18 protein-coding genes are annotated in these 18,063 nt (G+C 71.4%); 10 read left to right on the forward strand and 8 right to left on the reverse strand.

Translation table 11 applies throughout. The features are described from left to right. The first annotated feature begins 128 nt into the window (after nucleotides 1-128). From UW392_RS43185 to UW392_RS43195, 3 genes are read left to right on the forward strand one after another with little or no spacing between them, the layout of a single operon-like run. Nucleotides 129-2,357, forward strand: a complete 2,229-nt coding sequence (locus UW392_RS43185; protein ID WP_320780771.1) for an RNA degradosome polyphosphate kinase — start codon at nucleotides 129-131, stop codon at nucleotides 2,355-2,357. Beyond that, on the forward strand, nucleotides 2,338-3,441 hold the full coding sequence (locus UW392_RS43190; protein WP_320780772.1) for a CHAD domain-containing protein: 1,104 nt from the start codon (nucleotides 2,338-2,340) through the stop codon (nucleotides 3,439-3,441). The genes UW392_RS43185 and UW392_RS43190 overlap by 20 nt, the downstream gene beginning before the upstream one ends. Nucleotides 3,442-3,455: 14 nt before the next feature. Next, complete coding sequence (locus UW392_RS43195; protein ID WP_320780773.1) at nucleotides 3,456-3,893, forward strand: NUDIX hydrolase; 438 nt, start codon at nucleotides 3,456-3,458, stop codon at nucleotides 3,891-3,893. 4 nt (nucleotides 3,894-3,897) lie between these two features. Here UW392_RS43195 and UW392_RS43200 read toward each other — a convergent pair whose 3' ends face one another. Then, nucleotides 3,898-4,080, reverse strand: a complete 183-nt coding sequence (locus UW392_RS43200) for a hypothetical protein (RefSeq protein ID WP_320780774.1) — start codon at nucleotides 4,078-4,080, stop codon at nucleotides 3,898-3,900. Nucleotides 4,081-4,233: 153 nt separating this feature from the next. Between UW392_RS43200 and UW392_RS43205 the strand changes: the two genes are divergently transcribed. Together UW392_RS43205 and UW392_RS43210 are read left to right on the forward strand one after the other, a co-directional pair. Beyond that, a complete protein-coding gene (locus tag UW392_RS43205; RefSeq protein WP_320780775.1) occupies nucleotides 4,234-5,088 on the forward strand; it encodes a hypothetical protein in 855 nt (284 codons plus the stop codon). A gap of 152 nt (nucleotides 5,089-5,240) precedes the next feature. After that, nucleotides 5,241-5,444 (forward strand): hypothetical protein, encoded by a 204-nt coding sequence (locus tag UW392_RS43210; protein ID WP_320780776.1) that lies wholly within the window; start codon nucleotides 5,241-5,243, stop codon nucleotides 5,442-5,444. 54 nt (nucleotides 5,445-5,498) lie between these two features. Here the strand turns inward: UW392_RS43210 and UW392_RS43215 are convergent, their stop codons facing one another. Next, nucleotides 5,499-5,870 (reverse strand): metal-sensitive transcriptional regulator, encoded by a 372-nt coding sequence (locus UW392_RS43215; protein ID WP_320780777.1) that lies wholly within the window; start codon nucleotides 5,868-5,870, stop codon nucleotides 5,499-5,501. Between the two features lie 234 nt (nucleotides 5,871-6,104). Here UW392_RS43215 and UW392_RS43220 point away from each other — a divergent pair, with 234 nt between their 5' ends. Both UW392_RS43220 and UW392_RS43225 read left to right on the forward strand, forming a co-directional pair. Continuing rightward, complete coding sequence (locus tag UW392_RS43220; protein WP_320780778.1) at nucleotides 6,105-6,725, forward strand: DUF47 domain-containing protein; 621 nt, start codon at nucleotides 6,105-6,107, stop codon at nucleotides 6,723-6,725. 7 nt (nucleotides 6,726-6,732) lie between these two features. Next, the gene (locus tag UW392_RS43225) at nucleotides 6,733-7,731 is read left to right on the forward strand and encodes an inorganic phosphate transporter (protein ID WP_320780779.1); all 999 of its coding nucleotides are present in this window, start codon (nucleotides 6,733-6,735) and stop codon (nucleotides 7,729-7,731) included. Between the two features lie 177 nt (nucleotides 7,732-7,908). Here UW392_RS43225 and pstB read toward each other — a convergent pair whose 3' ends face one another. From pstB to pstS, 4 genes are all read right to left on the reverse strand, one after another. After that, nucleotides 7,909-8,685, reverse strand: a complete 777-nt coding sequence (gene pstB / locus UW392_RS43230) for a phosphate ABC transporter ATP-binding protein PstB (protein ID WP_320780780.1) — start codon at nucleotides 8,683-8,685, stop codon at nucleotides 7,909-7,911. A 48-nt stretch (nucleotides 8,686-8,733) separates the two neighbouring features. Continuing rightward, nucleotides 8,734-9,798 carry a phosphate ABC transporter permease PstA gene (gene pstA, locus UW392_RS43235; RefSeq protein WP_320780781.1) on the reverse strand — a complete coding sequence of 355 codons (1,065 nt, stop codon included), beginning with the start codon at nucleotides 9,796-9,798 and terminating at the stop codon, nucleotides 8,734-8,736. After that, a complete protein-coding gene (pstC, locus tag UW392_RS43240; RefSeq protein ID WP_320780782.1) occupies nucleotides 9,795-10,802 on the reverse strand; it encodes a phosphate ABC transporter permease subunit PstC in 1,008 nt (335 codons plus the stop codon). The genes pstA and pstC overlap by 4 nt, the downstream gene beginning before the upstream one ends. 137 nt (nucleotides 10,803-10,939) lie before the next feature. Further along, nucleotides 10,940-12,070, reverse strand: a complete 1,131-nt coding sequence (pstS, locus tag UW392_RS43245) for a phosphate ABC transporter substrate-binding protein PstS (protein ID WP_320780783.1) — start codon at nucleotides 12,068-12,070, stop codon at nucleotides 10,940-10,942. A 453-nt stretch (nucleotides 12,071-12,523) separates the two neighbouring features. Here pstS and UW392_RS43250 point away from each other — a divergent pair, with 453 nt between their 5' ends. Next, complete coding sequence (locus tag UW392_RS43250) at nucleotides 12,524-14,095, forward strand: FAD-binding oxidoreductase (RefSeq protein WP_320780784.1); 1,572 nt, start codon at nucleotides 12,524-12,526, stop codon at nucleotides 14,093-14,095. A gap of 22 nt (nucleotides 14,096-14,117) precedes the next feature. Here UW392_RS43250 and UW392_RS43255 read toward each other — a convergent pair whose 3' ends face one another. Together UW392_RS43255 and UW392_RS43260 are read right to left on the reverse strand one after the other, a co-directional pair. Beyond that, complete coding sequence (locus UW392_RS43255) at nucleotides 14,118-14,855, reverse strand: phosphatase PAP2 family protein (RefSeq protein ID WP_320780785.1); 738 nt, start codon at nucleotides 14,853-14,855, stop codon at nucleotides 14,118-14,120. Between the two features lie 267 nt (nucleotides 14,856-15,122). Next, nucleotides 15,123-16,124 (reverse strand): bifunctional lytic transglycosylase/C40 family peptidase, encoded by a 1,002-nt coding sequence (locus tag UW392_RS43260; RefSeq protein ID WP_320780793.1) that lies wholly within the window; start codon nucleotides 16,122-16,124, stop codon nucleotides 15,123-15,125. A gap of 356 nt (nucleotides 16,125-16,480) precedes the next feature. Between UW392_RS43260 and UW392_RS43265 the strand changes: the two genes are divergently transcribed. Both UW392_RS43265 and UW392_RS43270 read left to right on the forward strand, forming a co-directional pair. Next, nucleotides 16,481-16,738, forward strand: coding sequence for a DUF397 domain-containing protein (locus UW392_RS43265; protein ID WP_320780786.1), 258 nt, complete (start codon nucleotides 16,481-16,483; stop codon nucleotides 16,736-16,738). 105 nt (nucleotides 16,739-16,843) lie between these two features. Continuing rightward, on the forward strand, nucleotides 16,844-17,836 hold the full coding sequence (locus tag UW392_RS43270; protein ID WP_320780787.1) for a winged helix-turn-helix domain-containing protein: 993 nt from the start codon (nucleotides 16,844-16,846) through the stop codon (nucleotides 17,834-17,836). The last annotated feature ends 227 nt before the right edge of the window (nucleotides 17,837-18,063 follow it).

The raw sequence follows: 18,063 nt of genomic DNA on the forward strand, positions 1-18,063 counted from the left end.
CCGCCGTACCCGAGCCCTCGCCGCTCCCGCCGAACGGGGAGAGCGCGGGGCGCGGCACGTTTCCCGCCGCCCTCCCGCCAGCTCGTTCCGACACGCCCGTCCCCTCGCCGGCGGGGAACAATGGGGACATGAGCCAGCCCAACGCCCAGGCCCCGGTCCAGCACGTGCAGCCCTCCGTGGGCTCGATAGCCGCTCACCGTCCGCACACGGTGACCGCCGCGGTCTCCGATCTGGAGCCGGACCTCGACGCCGACCTGGACGCCTACGAGGACGCGCAGGACGGCACCCAGCTGCCCCACGGCCGGTTCCTCGACCGGGAGCGCAGCTGGCTCGCCTTCAACGAGCGCGTCCTCGAACTCGCCGAGGACCCGAACACCCCCCTCCTCGAACGAGCGAACTTCCTGGCCATCTTCGCCAGCAACCTGGACGAGTTCTTCATGGTCCGGGTGGCCGGTCTGAAGCGCCGCATCGCCACGGGCGTCGCCACCCGCTCCGCCTCCGGGCTCCAGCCGCGCGAGGTGCTGGAGATGATCTGGGCGCGCTCGCGGGAGCTGATGGCCCGTCACGCCGCCTGCTATCAGGAGGACGTGGCCCCGGCGCTCGCCGAGGAGGGCGTCCACCTGGTCCGCTGGAGCGAGCTGACGGAGAAGGAGCAGGCCCGCCTCTTCACCCTGTTCCGCCACCAGATCTTCCCGGTGCTGACCCCGCTGGCCGTCGACCCGGCGCACCCCTTCCCGTACATCTCGGGACTCTCGCTCAACCTGGCCGTCGTCGTCCGCAACCCGGTCAGCGGCCACCGGCACTTCGCGCGCGTCAAGGTGCCGCCGCTGCTCTCCCGCTTCCTGGACGCCTCGCCGAACCGGTACGTGCCGATCGAGGACGTCATCGCGGCCCACCTGGAGGAACTCTTCCCGGGCATGGAGGTGCTGGAGCACCACACCTTCCGGCTCACCCGGAACGAGGACCTGGAGGTCGAGGAGGACGACACCGAGAACCTGCTCCAGGCCCTGGAGAAGGAGCTCATGCGGCGCCGCTTCGGGCCGCCGGTGCGCCTGGAGGTCGAGGAGTCGATAGACCGGTACGTCCTCGACCTGCTGGTACGGGAGCTGAAGGTCTCCGAGGCCGAGGTGTACCCGCTGCCCGGCCCCCTCGACCTCACCGGCCTGTTCGGCATCACCAAGCTCGACCGGCCCGAGCTGAAGTACCCGAAGTTCATCGCGGGCACCCACCGGGACCTCGCCGAGGTCGAGTCGGCGTCGGCGCCCGACATCTTCGCCGCGCTGCGCGAGCGGGACGTCCTGCTGCACCACCCGTACGACTCGTTCTCCACCTCCGTGCAGGCGTTCCTGGAGCAGGCCGCGGGTGACCCGGACGTGCTCGCCATCAAGCAGACCCTGTACCGGACCTCGGGCGACTCCCCGATAGTGGACGCGCTCATCGACGCCGCCGAGTCCGGCAAGCAGGTCCTCGTGCTGGTCGAGATCAAGGCCCGCTTCGACGAGCAGGCCAACATCAAGTGGGCCCGCAAGCTGGAGGAGGCCGGCTGCCACGTCGTGTACGGGCTGGTCGGGCTGAAGACGCACTGCAAGCTGTCACTGGTGGTGCGCCAGGAGGGCGAGACCCTGCGCCGCTACTCCCACGTGGGCACCGGCAACTACCACCCGAAGACGGCCCGGCTCTACGAGGACCTGGGCCTGCTGACCGCCGACCCGCAGGTGGGCGCCGACCTCTCCGACCTGTTCAACCGGCTCTCCGGCTACTCCCGCCGCGAGACCTACCGCCGGCTCCTGGTGGCCCCCAAGTCCCTGCGCGACGGGCTGATCTCCCGCATCAACAAGGAGATCCAGCACCACCAGGCCGGCCACCCCGCGTACGTCCGCATCAAGGTCAACTCGATGGTGGACGAGGCGGTCATCGACGCCCTGTACCGCGCCTCCCAGGCGGGCGTGCCGGTGGACGTGTGGGTCCGCGGGATCTGCGCGGTGAGGCCCGGCGTCCCCGGCCTGTCGGAGAACATCCGGGTGCGGTCCGTGCTCGGCCGCTTCCTGGAACACTCCCGGATCTTCCTCTTCGGCAACGGCGGCGAGCCGGAGGTGTGGCTCGGCAGCGCCGACATGATGCACCGCAACCTCGACCGCCGCATAGAGGCACTGGTACGGGTCACCGACCCGGCCCACCGGGCCTCCCTCGACCGCCTGTTGGAGACCGGGATGTCCGACACCACCGCGTCCTGGCACCTCGGCCCGGACGGCGAGTGGACCCGGCACGCGACGGACGCCGAGGGACAACCCCTGCGCAACGTCCAGGAGATGCTCATTGACGCCCGGAGGCGCCGGCGTGGTACAGCGACACCTTGACCCCACGGGACCGACGGCCGGGACCCTGCCCGACGTCCTCCCCGCCTATCTGCGGGCCCAGGCTACGGAGTTCCTCCGGGCCCTGCGCGCCCACCAGGAGGCGGGAGGCAACGGCGGGTCCGCCGCCCGCGCCAGGCCGGCGGCGCGGGCGGAGGCGGAGAGGTCCGGGGCCGCCGACGGCAAGGACGGTGACGAGGCCGCCGACGCGGCACTCGCCCTGCGCCGCTCGGCCCGCCGCATCAGCGGCACCCTGCACACCTTCCGGCCGCTGCTCGACGCCGACTGGTCCGAGCGCATCCGCCCGGAACTGGCCTGGCTCTCCGGCACGCTGGCCCGCGAGCACGCCTACGCGGCACGCCTGGAGCGCCTGGTGGCGGCCTTGAACCGGCTGTCGGGGACGGCGGCCCTCCCCGGCCGGCCCCGGGGCACCGCGCCGGCGGTGGCCAACGGCACCGCGAAGGGCGCCCTGACCGTCGGCGCCGCCAAGGCGGGGGCCCTCCTCGACCGGCAGCTCACCCTCGCCCGCACCCGCGCCCACTCGGCGGCGCTCCAGGCCCTCGGCTCGGCCCGCTTCCACGCGGTCGCCGACGGCGTGGCCGTCCTCGCCAGCGAGGTGCCGCTCACCCCCGCGGCGTCCACCGCCGATCTGCGCCCGCTCGCCCGGGCCGCCCACGAGCGCCTCAGCGCCGCGGTCACCGGACTGCCCCTGGTCACCGCGGGCAGCCCGTACAACGCCGAGGCCCTCGTCCACGGCCTCTCCCCCGACGCCGCCCCGCACCCCCAGGACGCCCCCTGGCACCAGGTGCGGCTGCTGCTCCGCCTGTACCGCTACGCCCGCGAACTCGTCGAGCACCCGGACGCCCCGGTCGACATGCGGCTGCCGGCGGCCGGCGAGGCGCTCAACCGGCACCGGGACGCCTCCGAGGCGGCGGCCGCGGCGGCGTCGGCGGCCCGCACCCCGCGCATCGCCCCCGCGACGGCGTACGCGCTCGGCGTCCTCCACGCCGACCAGCGGCACGAGGTGGAGGCGGCCCGGTTCGCGTTCCAGCAGTGCTGGCAGGAGGAGGCGGTGAGTGTCCTGTGACCGGTGAGTACCCCGTGACCGACGACACGGTCCTCGCGGCGGGCTGCGTCCTGTGGCGCCGCTCCCCCACCACCGGGGACCTGGAGCTCTGCCTGGTCCACCGGCCGAAGTACGACGACTGGTCCTTCCCCAAGGGGAAGCTGAAGCGCGGTGAGGACGCCCTGGCCGGTGCCCTGCGCGAGGTGGCGGAGGAGACCGGCCACCGCTGCGCGCCCGGTCACCGGCTCCCCACGGCCCACTACCTGGTCGACGGCCGTCCCAAGCAGGTCAGCTACTGGTCGGCCGAGGCGCTCGGCGGCCGTTTCGAGCCGAGCCACGAGGTGGACCGCATCGTCTGGCTCCCGCCGGACGGGGCCCGCGACCGCCTCACCCAGCCCCGCGACCGCGCCCTGGTGGACGACCTGCTGACGGTCCTCCGGCGGCGCTGGGGCCGCGGACCAGGGCGCTGCTGACGCCCTAAGGCCCCGTGCTCCCCGCCAGGTGTTCCGCCACGTCCGTCCGGGCCCGGCTCCGCGCCCTGCGCGCCGGTCCCCGCCAGCCGCAGGTGCACCGGGCCAGACAGAACCGTCCCTGCTCGACGGTGGTCGGGTGGTGCTCGGGGTCGTCCTGGAGGGGTGCGCTCTCATCCTGCTGTGCCACGCCGGGCACGGTACCCGCCGTAGGTGAACGGCCGGCCGGGCGCGTGACGGCACCCCCCGCTCCGTCGTTGACCCGGCGACGAGAAGGCCCGGGACGGACCGGCTGGGGGTCGAGACGATGGTGGCGCGGCAGCACGGACGGGTCTCCCCGCTCATGGGGAACCCTCCGCCCGGGCGGAGCCGGACGTGGACGAGGGCGGGTGCCGCGGTCGTCGCGGCCGGGCTCGTCATGGTGTGCGGTGCCGGCTGCCGGTCCATCCCGCTCTCCGGTGACGCGCGCGCCGGGGTCGAACCGGTCGAGCTGATGCGGCAGGCCGCGGGCGCGCTGGTGCGCGCCGGCACCTCCCAGGCCCGTACGTCCATGGAGATGGCCACCGGCGGCACCCGCGTCACCATCCGCGGCGAGGGCGTGTACGACTACGCCGAGCGGCGCGGCCGGCTCATGGTGCGGCTCCCGCAGGACGCCGCCGGCACCTCCGAGCGCCGGCCGATCACCGAGCTGCTCGCGCCGGGCGCCCTGTTCATGAAGAACCGCGGCGCCGGGGTCCCCGCCGACAAATGGGTCCGTGTCGACACCGCCGCCCTCTCCGACGGCAACCTCGTCACCGGCGGCGCCACCGACCCGCTCGCCGCGGCCGAGGTGCTGCGCGGGACGCGGACCGCCACGTACGTCGGCGAGGCCGAGGTCGCGGGTGCTCCCGTGCGCCACTACCGGGGCACGGCCGACCTCGCGCGCGCCGCGGAACTGGCCTCGAAGGGCAACCGGGGCTCGCTGCGGGCGGCAGCGAAAGGGTTCGCCAGTCCCGAGGTCCGCTTCGACGCGTACCTCGACGACCGGGGCCGCATCAGGAAGGTGCGGCACCGGTTCAGCTACCTCAACGGGCGGCAGGGCGACGCGGCCACGGTCGCGGTCGCCTCCACGACGCTGCTGTTCGACTTCGGCGTCCCCGTCGCCGTGAGCCTGCCGAGGCCGGAGGACATGTACGCGGGGAAGATCGCCGAGAACTGACGGGCACCCCGGCCGGCCCGGTCCCTGGCCGATACGTGGCCGGACCACGTGGACGTTGCCCGGTCGGGTGCCGGGGAATAGCCCGTTGGTGCCATGCGCGGTGTGTGGGGCGCTCCCTACCCTAGGAAGTCGGCAACGGCGGAGGAGAGGTGATGCACGTGGCTCCGGCAGGCGGTACGGCGGTTCAGGACCACGTGGCCCTCGCCGAGATCGAGCTCTGCGGAGAACTGATCATCGCGGCGTCGGCCGCCCGCGGGGACCGGCTCAGCCCGGCCCGCATCGACGAGGTACTGCGGGTGGGGGAGGAACGCGCCACCGACCCCCGCGAGGACGCACCCCGGCGCAGGGGCGCGTAGGCGACACGCCCGTCCGGCGTGCCGCCCCCGCCCCGCCTCCGGGTGCGCGGGCGCTCAGGTGCGCAGCAGCCGGCCGATGGCCTTCGTGGCCTCCTCGACCTTCGCGTCGACCTCGTCCCCGCCCTTGAGCGCGGCGTCCGCGACGCAGTGGCGCAGGTGCTCCTCCAGGAGCTGCAGGGCGAAGGACTGCAGTGCCTTGGTGGAGGCCGAGACCTGGGTGAGTATGTCGATGCAGTAGACGTCCTCGTCGACCATCCGCTGCAGGCCCCTGATCTGGCCCTCGATACGGCGGAGACGCTTGAGGTGTTCGCCCTTCTGCTCGTGGTACCCGTGCACGCCCCGGTCGTGATCGGTCACCACGGCGTCGGGGCCCGTGTCGGGGCCGGTCCCGGAGGGCGCCGGCGCGCCGGCCTCGGTGGTCGTCATTGCGTCCTCCCACAGACGTAAGGGGCATATACCCCAGGTGGGTATATGGTAACGAACTTCGCGGGGTAAGGATCCCTTGGCCGTGGCCTCGCTCACAGCCCGGAAACCGACGGAACCTCCCCCGTGCCGATCGCTCTGCCTGATGGGCGACACTGGAGGACGGCCCGTTAGCCGTGGCCGAATGTTGCGCCTAGCATCAGCCTGACCGAACCGAAGCACTCTTGAGGACCCCACGTGCGCTTTCGTCTGACCCCCAGGGAGACGAGCTTCTACGACATGTTCGCCGCGTCCGCGGACAACATCGTCACGGGCTCGAAGCTCCTGATGGAACTGCTCGGGGCGGACTCCTCCGCCCGGGCCGAGATCGCAGAGCGTATGCGGGCCGCGGAACACGCCGGTGACGACGCCACGCACGCGATCTTCCACCAGCTCAACTCCTCGTTCATCACGCCGTTCGACCGCGAGGACATCTACACCCTCGCGTCCTCCCTCGACGACATCATGGACTTCATGGAGGAGGCCGTCGACCTGGTCGTCCTCTACAACGTCGAGGAGCTGCCGAAGGGCGTCGAGCAGCAGATCGAGGTGCTCGCCCGGGCCGCCGAGCTCACCGCCGAGGCCATGCCGAACCTGCGGACCATGGACAACCTCACCGAGTACTGGATCGAGGTCAACCGGCTGGAGAACCAGGCGGACCAGATCCACCGCAAGCTGCTCGCCCACCTCTTCAACGGCAAGTACGACGCCATCGAGGTGCTCAAGCTGAAGCAGATCGTGGACGTGCTGGAGGAAGCGGCGGACGCGTTCGAGCACGTGGCGAACACGGTGGAGACCATCGCGGTCAAGGAGTCCTGACCCGTCCATGGAGACCTTCGCTCTGGTCGTGACCATCGGGGTCGCGCTCTTCTTCACGTACACCAACGGCTTCCACGACTCGGCGAACGCCATCGCGACCTCGGTCTCGACGCGGGCGCTCACGCCGAAGGCCGCGCTGGCGATGGCCGCGGTCATGAACCTGGCGGGCGCCTTCCTCGGCAGCGGTGTGGCCAAGACGGTCAGTGAGGGCCTGATCGAGACGCCCGAGGGCGCGACGGGGATGGGCATCCTCTTCGCCGCCCTCGTCGGCGCGATCGCCTGGAACCTGGTCACCTGGTACTTCGGCCTGCCCTCGTCCTCCTCGCACGCCCTGTTCGGCGGCATGGTGGGCGCGGCGCTGGCGGGCGGGACGACCGTCTACTGGCAAGGCGTGCTCGACAAGATCGTCATTCCGATGTTCGTCTCGCCGGTGGTGGGCCTGCTGGCCGGCTACCTGGTGATGACGGCCATCCTGTGGATCTTCCGCCGGGCCAACCCGCACAAGGCCAAGCGCGGCTTCCGCATCGCGCAGACGGTGTCGGCGGCCGGCATGGCCCTCGGGCACGGCCTGCAGGACGCCCAGAAGACGATGGGCATCGTGGTGATGGCCCTGGTCATCGCCGACGTCGAGGACTACGGCGACCCGATCCCGATCTGGGTCAAGATCGCCTGTGCGCTGATGCTCTCGCTCGGTACGTACGCGGGCGGCTGGCGCATCATGCGGACGCTGGGCCGCAAGATCATCGAGCTGGACCCGCCGCAGGGCTTCGCGGCGGAGACGACCGGTGCGTCGATCATGTTCACCACGTCGTTCCTCTTCCACGCCCCCATCTCCACGACCCACGTCATCACCTCGTCGATCATGGGCGTGGGTGCGACGAGGCGGGTGAAGGCGGTCCGCTGGGGCGTCGCCAAGAACATCATTTTGGGCTGGTTCATCACCATGCCGGCGGCCGCGGCGGTGGCGGCGGCCTGCTACGGGCTGGTGCACCTGGTGGTCCTGTAGGACCCGGGCCCCCACCGCCCCACGAAGAGAACGCCGGACGGGCCGACCGGTGTCGGCCCGTCCGGCGTCTCCACGTGCGGGGCCCGCCCCCCGGGAGCCGGAAGGGCGGGCCCTCGGTCCTCGCGATGGCACCGCCATGCAGCACCGCGAGGGGTCCGGTACGGCGGGGGCCGCCGGTCAGCCGAAGCGGCCGGAGATGTAGTCCTCCGTGGCCTGGACCGACGGGTTGGAGAAGATGCGCTCCGTGTCGTCGATCTCGATCAGCTTGCCGGGCTGGCCCACCGCGGCCAGGTTGAAGAAGGCCGTGCGGTCGGAGACGCGCGCCGCCTGCTGCATGTTGTGGGTCACGATGACGATCGTGAACCGCTCCTTCAGCTCGCCGATCAGGTCCTCGATCGCGAGGGTCGAGATCGGGTCGAGCGCGGAGCAGGGCTCGTCCATCAGCAGGACGTTGGGCTCGACCGCGATCGCGCGGGCGATGCACAGACGCTGCTGCTGGCCGCCGGAGAGACCGGAGCCCGGCTTGTTCAGGCGGTCCTTGACCTCGTTCCAGAGGTTGGCGCCCTTGAGCGACTTCTCGACGATGTCGTCGAGCTGGGACTTCTTGTAGGAGCCGTTCAGCTTCAGGCCCGCCGCCACGTTGTCGTAGACGGACATCGTGGGGAAGGGGTTCGGCCGCTGGAAGACCATGCCGACCTCACGCCGCACGGACACCGGGTCGATCCCGGTCCCGTACAGGTTCTCGTCGTCGAGCATGACCTTGCCCTCGACCCGGCCGCCGGGCGTCACCTCGTGCATCCGGTTCAGTGTGCGCAGGAAGGTGGACTTGCCGCAGCCGGACGGGCCGATGAAGGCCGTCACGGAGCGGGGCTCGACGGTCATCGAGATGTCCTCGATGGCCAGGAAGGAGCCGTAGTAGGCGTTGAGGCCGCTGACATCGATGCGCTTGGCCATGTGAATCACTGCTTCTTTCGAGGGGAAAACTGGTCGCTGATGGCCGCGTCAGCGACCGGTCTTCGGGGCCTTCCAGCGGGCGATGCCGCGGGCCGCGAGGTTCAGGATCATGATGAAGGCGATGAGCGTCAGCGCCCCCGCCCAGGCGCGGTCGTACGCCGCGCCCTGGCCGGCACTGTTGGCGTACTGCAGGTAGATGTACACCGGCAGCGAGCCCTGCGGGCCGTCGAAGGGGTTCGCGTTGATGAAGTTCGTCGTCCACACCAGCATCAGCAGCGGGGCGGTCTCACCGGTGATACGGGCGACCGCGAGCATCACGCCCGTGGTGATGCCGCCGATGGAGGTCGGGAGCACCACCTTCAGGATGGTCCGCCACTTCGGCACGCCCAGCGCCAGCGAGGCCTCGCGCAGCTCGTTCGGGACGAGTTTCAGCATCTCCTCGGTGGAGCGGACGACCACCGGCAGCATCAGGATGGTCAGGGCCAGCGCGCCGGCGAAGCCGGAGTAGCCCATCCCGAAGGTGATGATCCACAGGCTGAGGACGAAGAGGCCCGCGACGATCGACGGGATGCCCGTCATGACGTCGACGAAGAAGGTGACGGCCTTGGCGAGCTTGCCGCGGCCGTACTCGACCAGGTAGATCGCGGTCAGCACACCGATCGGCACGGCGATCACGGTGGCGATGCCGACCTGCTGCAGCGTGCCGAGGACGGCGTGGTAGATGCCGCCGCCGGGCTCGGTGTCGGTGACCACGCCCATCGAGTGGCTGAGGAAGTAGCCGTCGAGCACCTTCACGCCGCGGCTGATGGTCTCGTACACGAGCGAGGCCAGCGGGACGACGGCGAGGATGAACGAGACCCAGACGAGGCTGGTCGCCACCCGGTCCTTGGCCTGCCGGCGTCCTTCGACCTTCGCGGCGATGCCGTACGACCCGAGGACGAAGAGGACCGCGGCGATCAGGCCCCACTGGATGTTGCTGTGCAGCCCGGCCGCGGCGCTGATGCCGAGGCCCAGGGCGATCGAGCCCGCGGCGAGCGCCCACGGGAACCACTTCGGCAGGCTCGCGCCGCGCAGACTGCTCTTGCGCTGGGGGGTGAGGGTTGCGTGGCTCATGCGTTGGCCCCCGAGAACTCCTTGCGGCGGGCGATGATCGCGCGCGCCGCGCCGTTCACCAGCAGCGTGATCACGAAGAGGACCAGACCGGAGGCGATGAGCGCGTCGCGGCCCATCTGGGTGGCCTCGTTGAACTTGATGGCGATGTTCTGGGCGAACGTGCCGCCGCCCGGGTCGAGCAGGCTGGCGTTGATGTCGAGGGACCCGGACAGGACCATGGCGACCGCCATCGTCTCGCCGAGCGCGCGGCCGAGGCCGAGCATCGAGGCCGAGATGATGCCCGAGCGCCCGAAGGGCAGGACGGACATGCGGATGACCTCCCAGCGTGTGGCGCCGAGGGCCAGGGCCGCCTCCTCGTGCATCTGCGGGACCTGCCGGAAGACCTCACGGCTCACGTTGGTCACGATCGGCAGGATCATGATCGCGAGCAGGATGCCGACGGTGAACAGCGAGCGCGGCGCACCGCCCTGCCACTCGAAGATCCCGGTCCAGCCCAGGTAGTCGTCCAGCCAGCCGTAGAGGCCGTTCAGCTGCGGCACCAGGAAGAGGATGCCCCACAGGCCGTAGACGATGGACGGCACCGCGGCCAGCAGGTCGATCACGTACGCGATGGGACCGCCGAGCCTGCGCGGGGCGTAGTGCGTGATGAAGAGGGCGATGCCGACGGCGACCGGGACCGCGATGGCCATGGCGATGATCGACGACACGACGGTGCCGAAGGCCAGGACCGCGATGCCGAACTCCGGCGGGCTGCCCGTCGGGTTCCACTCGAAGGTCGTGAGGAAGTTGGCCTCGTCCTCGCTGATCGCGATGATCGCCCGCCAGGCCAGGAAGACGGCGATCGCCGCCATGAGGGCCAGCAGGAAGATGCCGGACCCGCGGGAGAGACCGAGGAAGACACGGTCTCCGGGGCGGGTGGCGGCCCTGGCGGCGCGCTTCTGCTCCGTGGTGGGCGGCGGTGGGACGGACGGTGGTGAGGTCGTGTTCTGTGTCGTTACATCCATCGGGTTCTCCGGTCTGCGGAGCCGCGGGGACGGCGGCTCTGAAGCGGAGCCCACCGCGACGTGCGGTGGCTCCTGGCGGCGGTGCACCGGACGGTGCGCGGCCCACTCCGGCACGCGGAGCGGGCCGCACACTCAGGTCAGCTCAGGTTCGCGAGGGTCTCGCGGACCTTGGTGATGATCTCGTCGGGGACCGGCGCGTAGCCGGCGTCCGACAGCAGGTCCTGGCCGTCCTCGGAGGCGGCGTAGTTCAGGAAGGCCTTGGTGGCGGGCAGGGTCTCCGCCTTGTTGCCCTTGTCACAGACGATCTCGTACGTGACGAGGGTGATCGGGTAGGCACCCTCGGCCTCGGGCGTGTAGTTCAGCTCGAGCGCGAGGTCCTTGCCCGTGCCGACGACCTTGGCCTCGGTGAGGGACTTGGTGGCGTTCTCGGTGTTGACCTCGACCGGCTCGGCGGCACCGGTCTTGATGGCGACCGTGCTGATGCCCTCCTTGGCGTACGACATCTCCATGTAGGAGATGGCGCCCGCGGTCGAGCTCACGCCCTGGGCGACACCGGAGGAGCCCTGGGCGGACTGACCGCCCTTGGCGGCCCACGCCTTCTCGGGCTCGTACTTCCAGTCGTCGGGGGCGGCGGCCTGGAGGTACTTGGTGAAGTTCTCCGTGGTGCCGGACTCGTCCGAGCGGTGGAAGGCCTGGATCTTGAGGTCGGGAAGCTCCGCGTCGGGGTTCAGCTTCTTGATGGCCTCGTCGTTCCAGTTGGTGATCTTGCTGTCGAAGATCTGGGCGAGGGTGGGGGCGTCCAGGACGAGGTTGTCGACACCCTCGAGGTTGTAGCCCACGGCGATCGGGCCGACGACCATCGGCAGGTTGATGCCCTGGCCGTCCGTGCAGGTGCTCTGCGACTCCTTGACCTCGTCGGCGTCGAGCGCGGAGTCCGAACCGGCGAAGCCGGTCTGCCCCTGCAGCCAGGCGGTGATGCCGGCGCCCGAACCGTCGGGCTTGTAGTTGATCTGCACGTCCTTGCACGCGGCCGCGAACTGCTTGACCCACGCGTCCACGGCGTTCTTCTGCGCGGAGGAGCCGGAAGCCTGCAACTGCCCACTGGCGTCACCGCAGTCGATGTTGCTGTTGGACGCCGCCGAGCTGCTGTCGCCGCCGGCCTCGGTGCCCGCGTCGTCGGAACCGCAGGCCGTCAGGGCCAGGGCGCTGGAGACGGCCACAGCGCCGAGGGAAAGGGTGCGCAGCCGGTTCTTGCGCTGAAGCTTCACTTTCGATGGTTCCTTCCTGAAGCCGCCGACCACCTGGCGGCGTGCGAAATGTCGGTGAGTCCTGTGGGCCGTGTTCGGGACCCCCCATCGTGTCCCGCCCCCCACCCTCAGGCTGCTCTCGTCGCGAGCCGCGCGCCGCGTTTTCGGCTCGCATCCCGCACCGGGTAAGGCCGAAATTAGGCAGATCAGGTGAAGTGGCCGATGGTCGAGAGTGAACGCCGGGTGAACCCCTGCCGTCGGTGCGGTGAGGTCACGGAACGCTCACATCAAGGACACGCGGTGGTTGCAGCGCGGGACAACAGGGGTGGCACGCGCTACCACACCGTCGTGCCACCCGCCACGGTGGAACCCCTGCCGGCAAGGGTCCGTCTAGCACCACGGGACCGACGGAGGACAGCACGGAATCGGCGGAAAACCCACACAGGACCAGCGCACACGCAGCGGGAGGCGCACATGCAACGGCGCACGTTCATCGGCGGTGGCGCGGCCGTCCTCACGGCGGCGGCCACGGCGGCCTGCTCCGGTGGCGGCGCGGCCACCCCCGACGCCACCGGCGCACCCGCGTCCGGCACCACGGCCGCCCCCAGCACCGGGGCGGCCACCCCGACCCGGTCCGCCGCGGCCGACTGGCGGGCGCTGGCCGGCGGCCTCGACGGCGAGCTCCTCCGCCCCGGCGACGGTTCCTGGACGACGGCCGCCCAGCTCTACAACACCCGCTTCGACGGCCTGAAGCCGGCCGCGGTCGCCTACGCCGCCCACGCGGAGGACATCCGCACCCTCCTCTCCTACGCGAAGGCGCACGACGTGCGGGTGTCGATCCGCAACGGCGGCCACTCCTACGCGGGCTGGTCCTCCGGCGACGGCCGCCTGGTGATCGACGTCTCCCGGCTCTCCGGCGTCCGCGCCTCCGCGAACGAGGCGGTGGTCGGCGCCGGCGCCAAGCTGATCGACGTCTACCGCGTTCTCGCCGCGAAGGGCGTCACCATCCCCGCGGGTTCCTGCCCCACGGTCGGCGTCTCGGGCCTGACCCTCGGCGGCGGCCACGGCGTGGCCTCCCGCGCGTACGGCCTGACCTGCGACAGCCTCACCGCCGCCACGATCGTCACCGCCGACGGCGAGCAGCTCACGGCGGACGGGGACGAGCACGACGACCTGTTCTGGGCGCTGCGCGGCGCGGGCAACGGCAACTTCGGCGTCGTCACCGAGCTCCGCTTCCGCACCCACCCCGCGCCGCAGTCCGTCACCGCGGACCTGAGCTGGCCGTGGTCCAGGGCCGCCGACGTGGTCACGGCCTGGCAGGAGTGGGGCCCGGACCAGCCCGACGAGATCTGGTCGACCTGTCACGTGGCGGGCGCGGCCGGCGGCACCCCGACGGTCTCCGTCTCGGCGTTCTCCCTCGGCACGTACGGCGAGCTGCAGAACGCGGTGGACCGCCTGGCGGACCGCATCGGCGCACCGGCGAGCGCCGTCTCCCTGCGGCGGCACTCCTACGAGGAGTCCATGGAGGTGTACGCGGGCTGCTCGTCGTACGACACGGACGCGCGGTGCCACCTGCCGGGCACCACCCCGGGCCGTACGGAGACGGGCGCCCTGAAGCGGGAGACGTACGCGGCCCGCTCGGACTTCTTCGACCGCTCCATCCCGGCGGCGGGCGTCCAGGCCCTGCTCGACCAGGTGTCGGGGGTGCGCGGCGGCACGGGCAGCGTCGCCTTCACGGCGCTCGGCGGGGCGGTCAACCGGGTCTCCCCCACGGCGACGTCGTTCGTCCACCGCCGCTCCCGGACGCTGGCCCAGTACCTCGTCTCCTGGCCGGCGGACGGCTCCGGGACGACGGCCGAGTCCTGGCTCGGCTCGGTCCACCGGGCGATGTCCCGGTACGCCTCGGGCGCCGCGTACCAGAACTACACCGACCCCACGCTCACCGGCTGGCGCGAGGCGTACTACGGCGAGGCGGCGTCGCGCCTCGCCGACGTGAAGAAGAAGTACGACCCGGAGCGCTTCTTCTCGTTCCCGCAGGCGCTCTGACGGCGCCGTGGCGGCGTACCGCTCAGGCGGCGAGGTCCCGCTGCCCCGCCGGCGGCTCGACGCGCGCACCGGGGACGACGCCCTGGCCCTGCGCGCCCCGGGCCCGGACCAGCCACCCCACCCGCGGCGACCGCTCGATCGCCTTCGTCACCGGGGTGAGCAGCGCCATGGCCACCGGCGACAGCAGCAGCGCCACGGCCGTGCCGAGGGCGAAGCCGCCGATGACGTCCGTCGGGTAGTGCACGCCCATGTAGATCCGCAGGAAGCCGCCGAGCACGCCGAAGACGAGGCCGACGAATCCCCACTTCCGGTTGGCGAGGAACAGGGCGACGCCCATCGCCATGGTCAGCGTCGCGTGGTCGCTCACGAAGGAGTAGTCGGTCTTGCCGTCGATCAGGACCTCGAGGCCGTCATGGTCCAGGAAGGGCCGCGGGCGCTCCACGAAGTTGCGTATCGGGACGTTGATGAGCACCGCGACGCCGGCGGCGAGCGGCACCCACACCAGCGCGGCCACGGACGCGGCGGCGTCGGGCCGGCGCCGGGCGCCCCACCAGCACCACACCACCATCAGCACGGTGGCGAGCAGCAGGCCGTACTCACCGACGAACGTCATGATGTGGTCGAACCAGCCCGGCGCGTCCTTCGCCAGCCCGTTGATGTCGTAGAGCAACTCGACGTCGGGGTTGGACCCGGACTCGGCGAGATACGCCCCGGAATGCGCTCCGGTGAGCGTCGCGGACTCGGCGAGTGCACCAGCCATCGTGCAGCGGCCCCTTCGTCATCTGTTCCCGTGCTCCGCGTCCGCACCCGTGTGTGCGGCCGCTGCCACCCCCGTGGCCGTAGAGCCGCCCACCTCGTCCAGCGAACGAAACCGATACGTTCGCGAACGCGTCAACGCGCTACGTCGAAAGGAACGCACAGTCCACCGGACAACGTTCCACCCTCCACTGAATGATCACTGAGACGTTATCCAAGAGAGACACGTCCCCGCAGCTCAGGGCAGGGGTTTACGCGGAATTACGTGACATCACACCGATGTCGGCAATGCTTTCGCGCCGTCCTCGGTGACCCGGGTCGCGCCGAAGTAATCCGGCGTGTCGATCGGATCGAAACGGATGACGGCTCCGGGCCGCGGTGCGTTGATCATGTACCCGCCCCCGACATAGATGCCCACGTGCCGGATGGCCCGCGAGTTGGTGAGGTCGTCGGAGAAGAAGACGAGGTCTCCCGGCATCAACTCGTCCCGCCGCGGATGCGGCCCGGCGTTGTACTGGTCGTTGGCCACCCGGGGCAGTTCGACGCCCACCGTCTCGTACGCGGCCTTGGTCAGCCCCGAGCAGTCGAAGCGCCCGCCGTGGTCGGCGGTTCCGTTGCCGCCCCACAGGTAGGGCGTGCCGAGCTTCTCCTGCGCGTACGAGATGGCCGCGGCGGCCTGCTCCGAGGGGTCCACCCGGGTCACGGGCGCCGCGAAACTCTCCGCCAGGGTCGTGATCCGCTGCACGTAGTTCTGGGTCTCCGTGTACGGAGGGACGCCCCCGTACCGGATCACCGCGTCAGGTCCCGCATTGTAGGCGGCGAGCATGTTCTCGGTCGGGTCCCCGGGAGCGCTCTTCACGTACTTGGCGAGATCGCAGTCGTACGACGCGGCCGAGGGAATCGCGTCCTCCGGGTCCCAGACGTCCCGGGTACCGTCACCGTTGGCGTCGATTCCGTGCGTGGCCCAGGTGCCCGGAATGAATTGCGCGATGCCCTGGGCGGCCGCGTGGCTCTGCGCCTGCGGATTGAACCCGCTCTCCTGGTACAGCTGCGCGGCGAGCAGCGCGGGATTGATGGCGTCGCACAGATTGCCCCATTCCTGCACGAGTTTCTGGTAAGCGGCGGGAACGGATCCCTTGGCGAGTGCGACGGGTCCGCCGCCGGTACCGCCGGCGAGGTTCCCGGCGACCAGGTACACGCCCACGACGAGGACCATCACGAAGCTCAGTCCGGCGCCCAGAGCGGCGCCCGCCACGATCCACGCCTTACGCACCGTCAACCACCCTTCACCCTGGGGGAGTACACCGCAACGAGTGTATGTGCGGTGGGTCGGATGGGGAACGATCACTCAGCTGCGCCTCCGTACCCGGCCGGCGGGGGTCCGACCCTCCCGGGGACCCGGAAGGCGCCCGAGGCCCCGGGACCGCGGGGTGGGTGGAGGCCGCGGTTCCAGGACGGGGATACGGTGGCCCCGGAAGTGTCCGGTCACGGTCGGGAGTCGGACGGTGACCGCGCGGCGGGCGGGGCCCGTGAGGGGCGGCCCGACGGGGCGTCGCCCGCGGCCGGGCATCGACCGGAACACCCGGGGGACGGACGTGTCCCCACTCACCTTCCGGAAGGGAAGCCACCGTGTCCGACATCCCCGCCGAGCTCGACTGGATCCGCGCCGCTCCCGAGGACGCCGAGGGCCCCGGCCCCTGGATCGAGATCGCCTTCGGAGCGGGGGAGGACGGGGAGGCGCCCGTCTACCTCCGCGAGACCAGCGACCCGGACACCGTCGTCACCACCAACCGCCGCAAATGGGACGCGTTCGTGCTGGGGGTGCAGGCCGGGGAGTTCGACCACTTCGTGGAGGGCGTCGAGCTGGACGGCGGCCCCACGACCTGACGGGACGAACGGGAACGGCACGAAAAATGACTTGATCCGGCCCAATATGCCGCTGGATTACGCCACTCGCACATGCTTATCGTCCCTTTACGTGAAGGGGGGCTCATGCTGCGCATCCATTTCTCCAGCGAGGACCTGCGCAACATCACCGTCGCCGAGCGCGCCGATCCGCTCTGGGACGTGCTGCTGAGCCTGCACACGCTGCAGGAGACGGACGATTCGCTGGCGTTCAGCGAATGGCGGCGCAGGACGCGCGCCGCGCTGCCCGCGTCGGCCCGGCTGCTCATGGAGCTGGCCCGGCCGTGGGGCTACTCGCCGGACTTCCTCACTCCGGGCCGCGGCGAGGCGGGCTTCACGACCCAGCTGGACCGTCTGCTGTCCACACCGCGCACCGCCCTGCGAGCGGATCTGGCCACACTGGCGAGCGAGACCCGGCCGACAGCCTGGACCCGCGACCTGGCGGAGGCCACGGCCCCGGCCCTGGGCAAGCTCGGCGAGGCGATCACCGCGTACCACCGGGTGGCGCTCGCGCCGTACCAGGAGCGCATGCGCGCGCACGCCGAGGCGGACCGCGACCGGCGCGCCAGAGCCCTGCTGACCGGCGGTGTCGACCGGCTGCTCGCGGAGCTCCACCCGCGGGCACGCTGGGAGGCGCCGGTGCTGCACCTCCCGGTCTACGCCGACCAGGACCTCCACCTGGAGGGCCGCGGCCTCGTCCTCGTCCCGTCCCTCTTCCTGCGCATCCAGCCGATCACGCTCCTGGACGCGGACCGCCCGCCGGTGCTGGTCTACCCGCTCCAGCCGCAGCTGGGCTGGCTGACCCCGGGCCTCCCCGCCGACGGCGCGGCCCCGGGCGGCCCGTCCCCGCTCGTCGCCCTGCTCGGCCGTACGCGCGCGGCCATATTGGAGTCGGCCGCCACGCCCGGCACGACCACGGAGATCGCGGCCCGCGCCGGAGTCGCCCTCCCGGTCGTCAGCCGCCACGCGTCCGTGCTCCGCTCGGCGGGCCTGCTGGAGACACGGCGCGCCGGCCAGTCCGTGCGCCACCGCGCGACGCATCTGGGCATGGCCCTGCTGAACGGTCACCTTTCGGACTGATCCGGCCGGACCGGGACGGACGGGGCAGGCGGGGCCCGCCGGGGACCGTAAGGTTTGCGCCAAGCGGCAAACCCTGGAACAACCCCGTCCTCCCGTCGCACAGTGGTACAGCGCTCACGTCCAAAGACACGCAGTACTCGTCCGGACCAGGTGCCACGCCCGCACGGGGGTCGGGCGCGGCACCGTCGCACGGCCGCGCCCGCCGGGGGGACGGGCGCGGCCCGCGC

The sequence above is a fragment of the Streptomyces sp. CRN 30 genome (assembly GCF_034105845.1).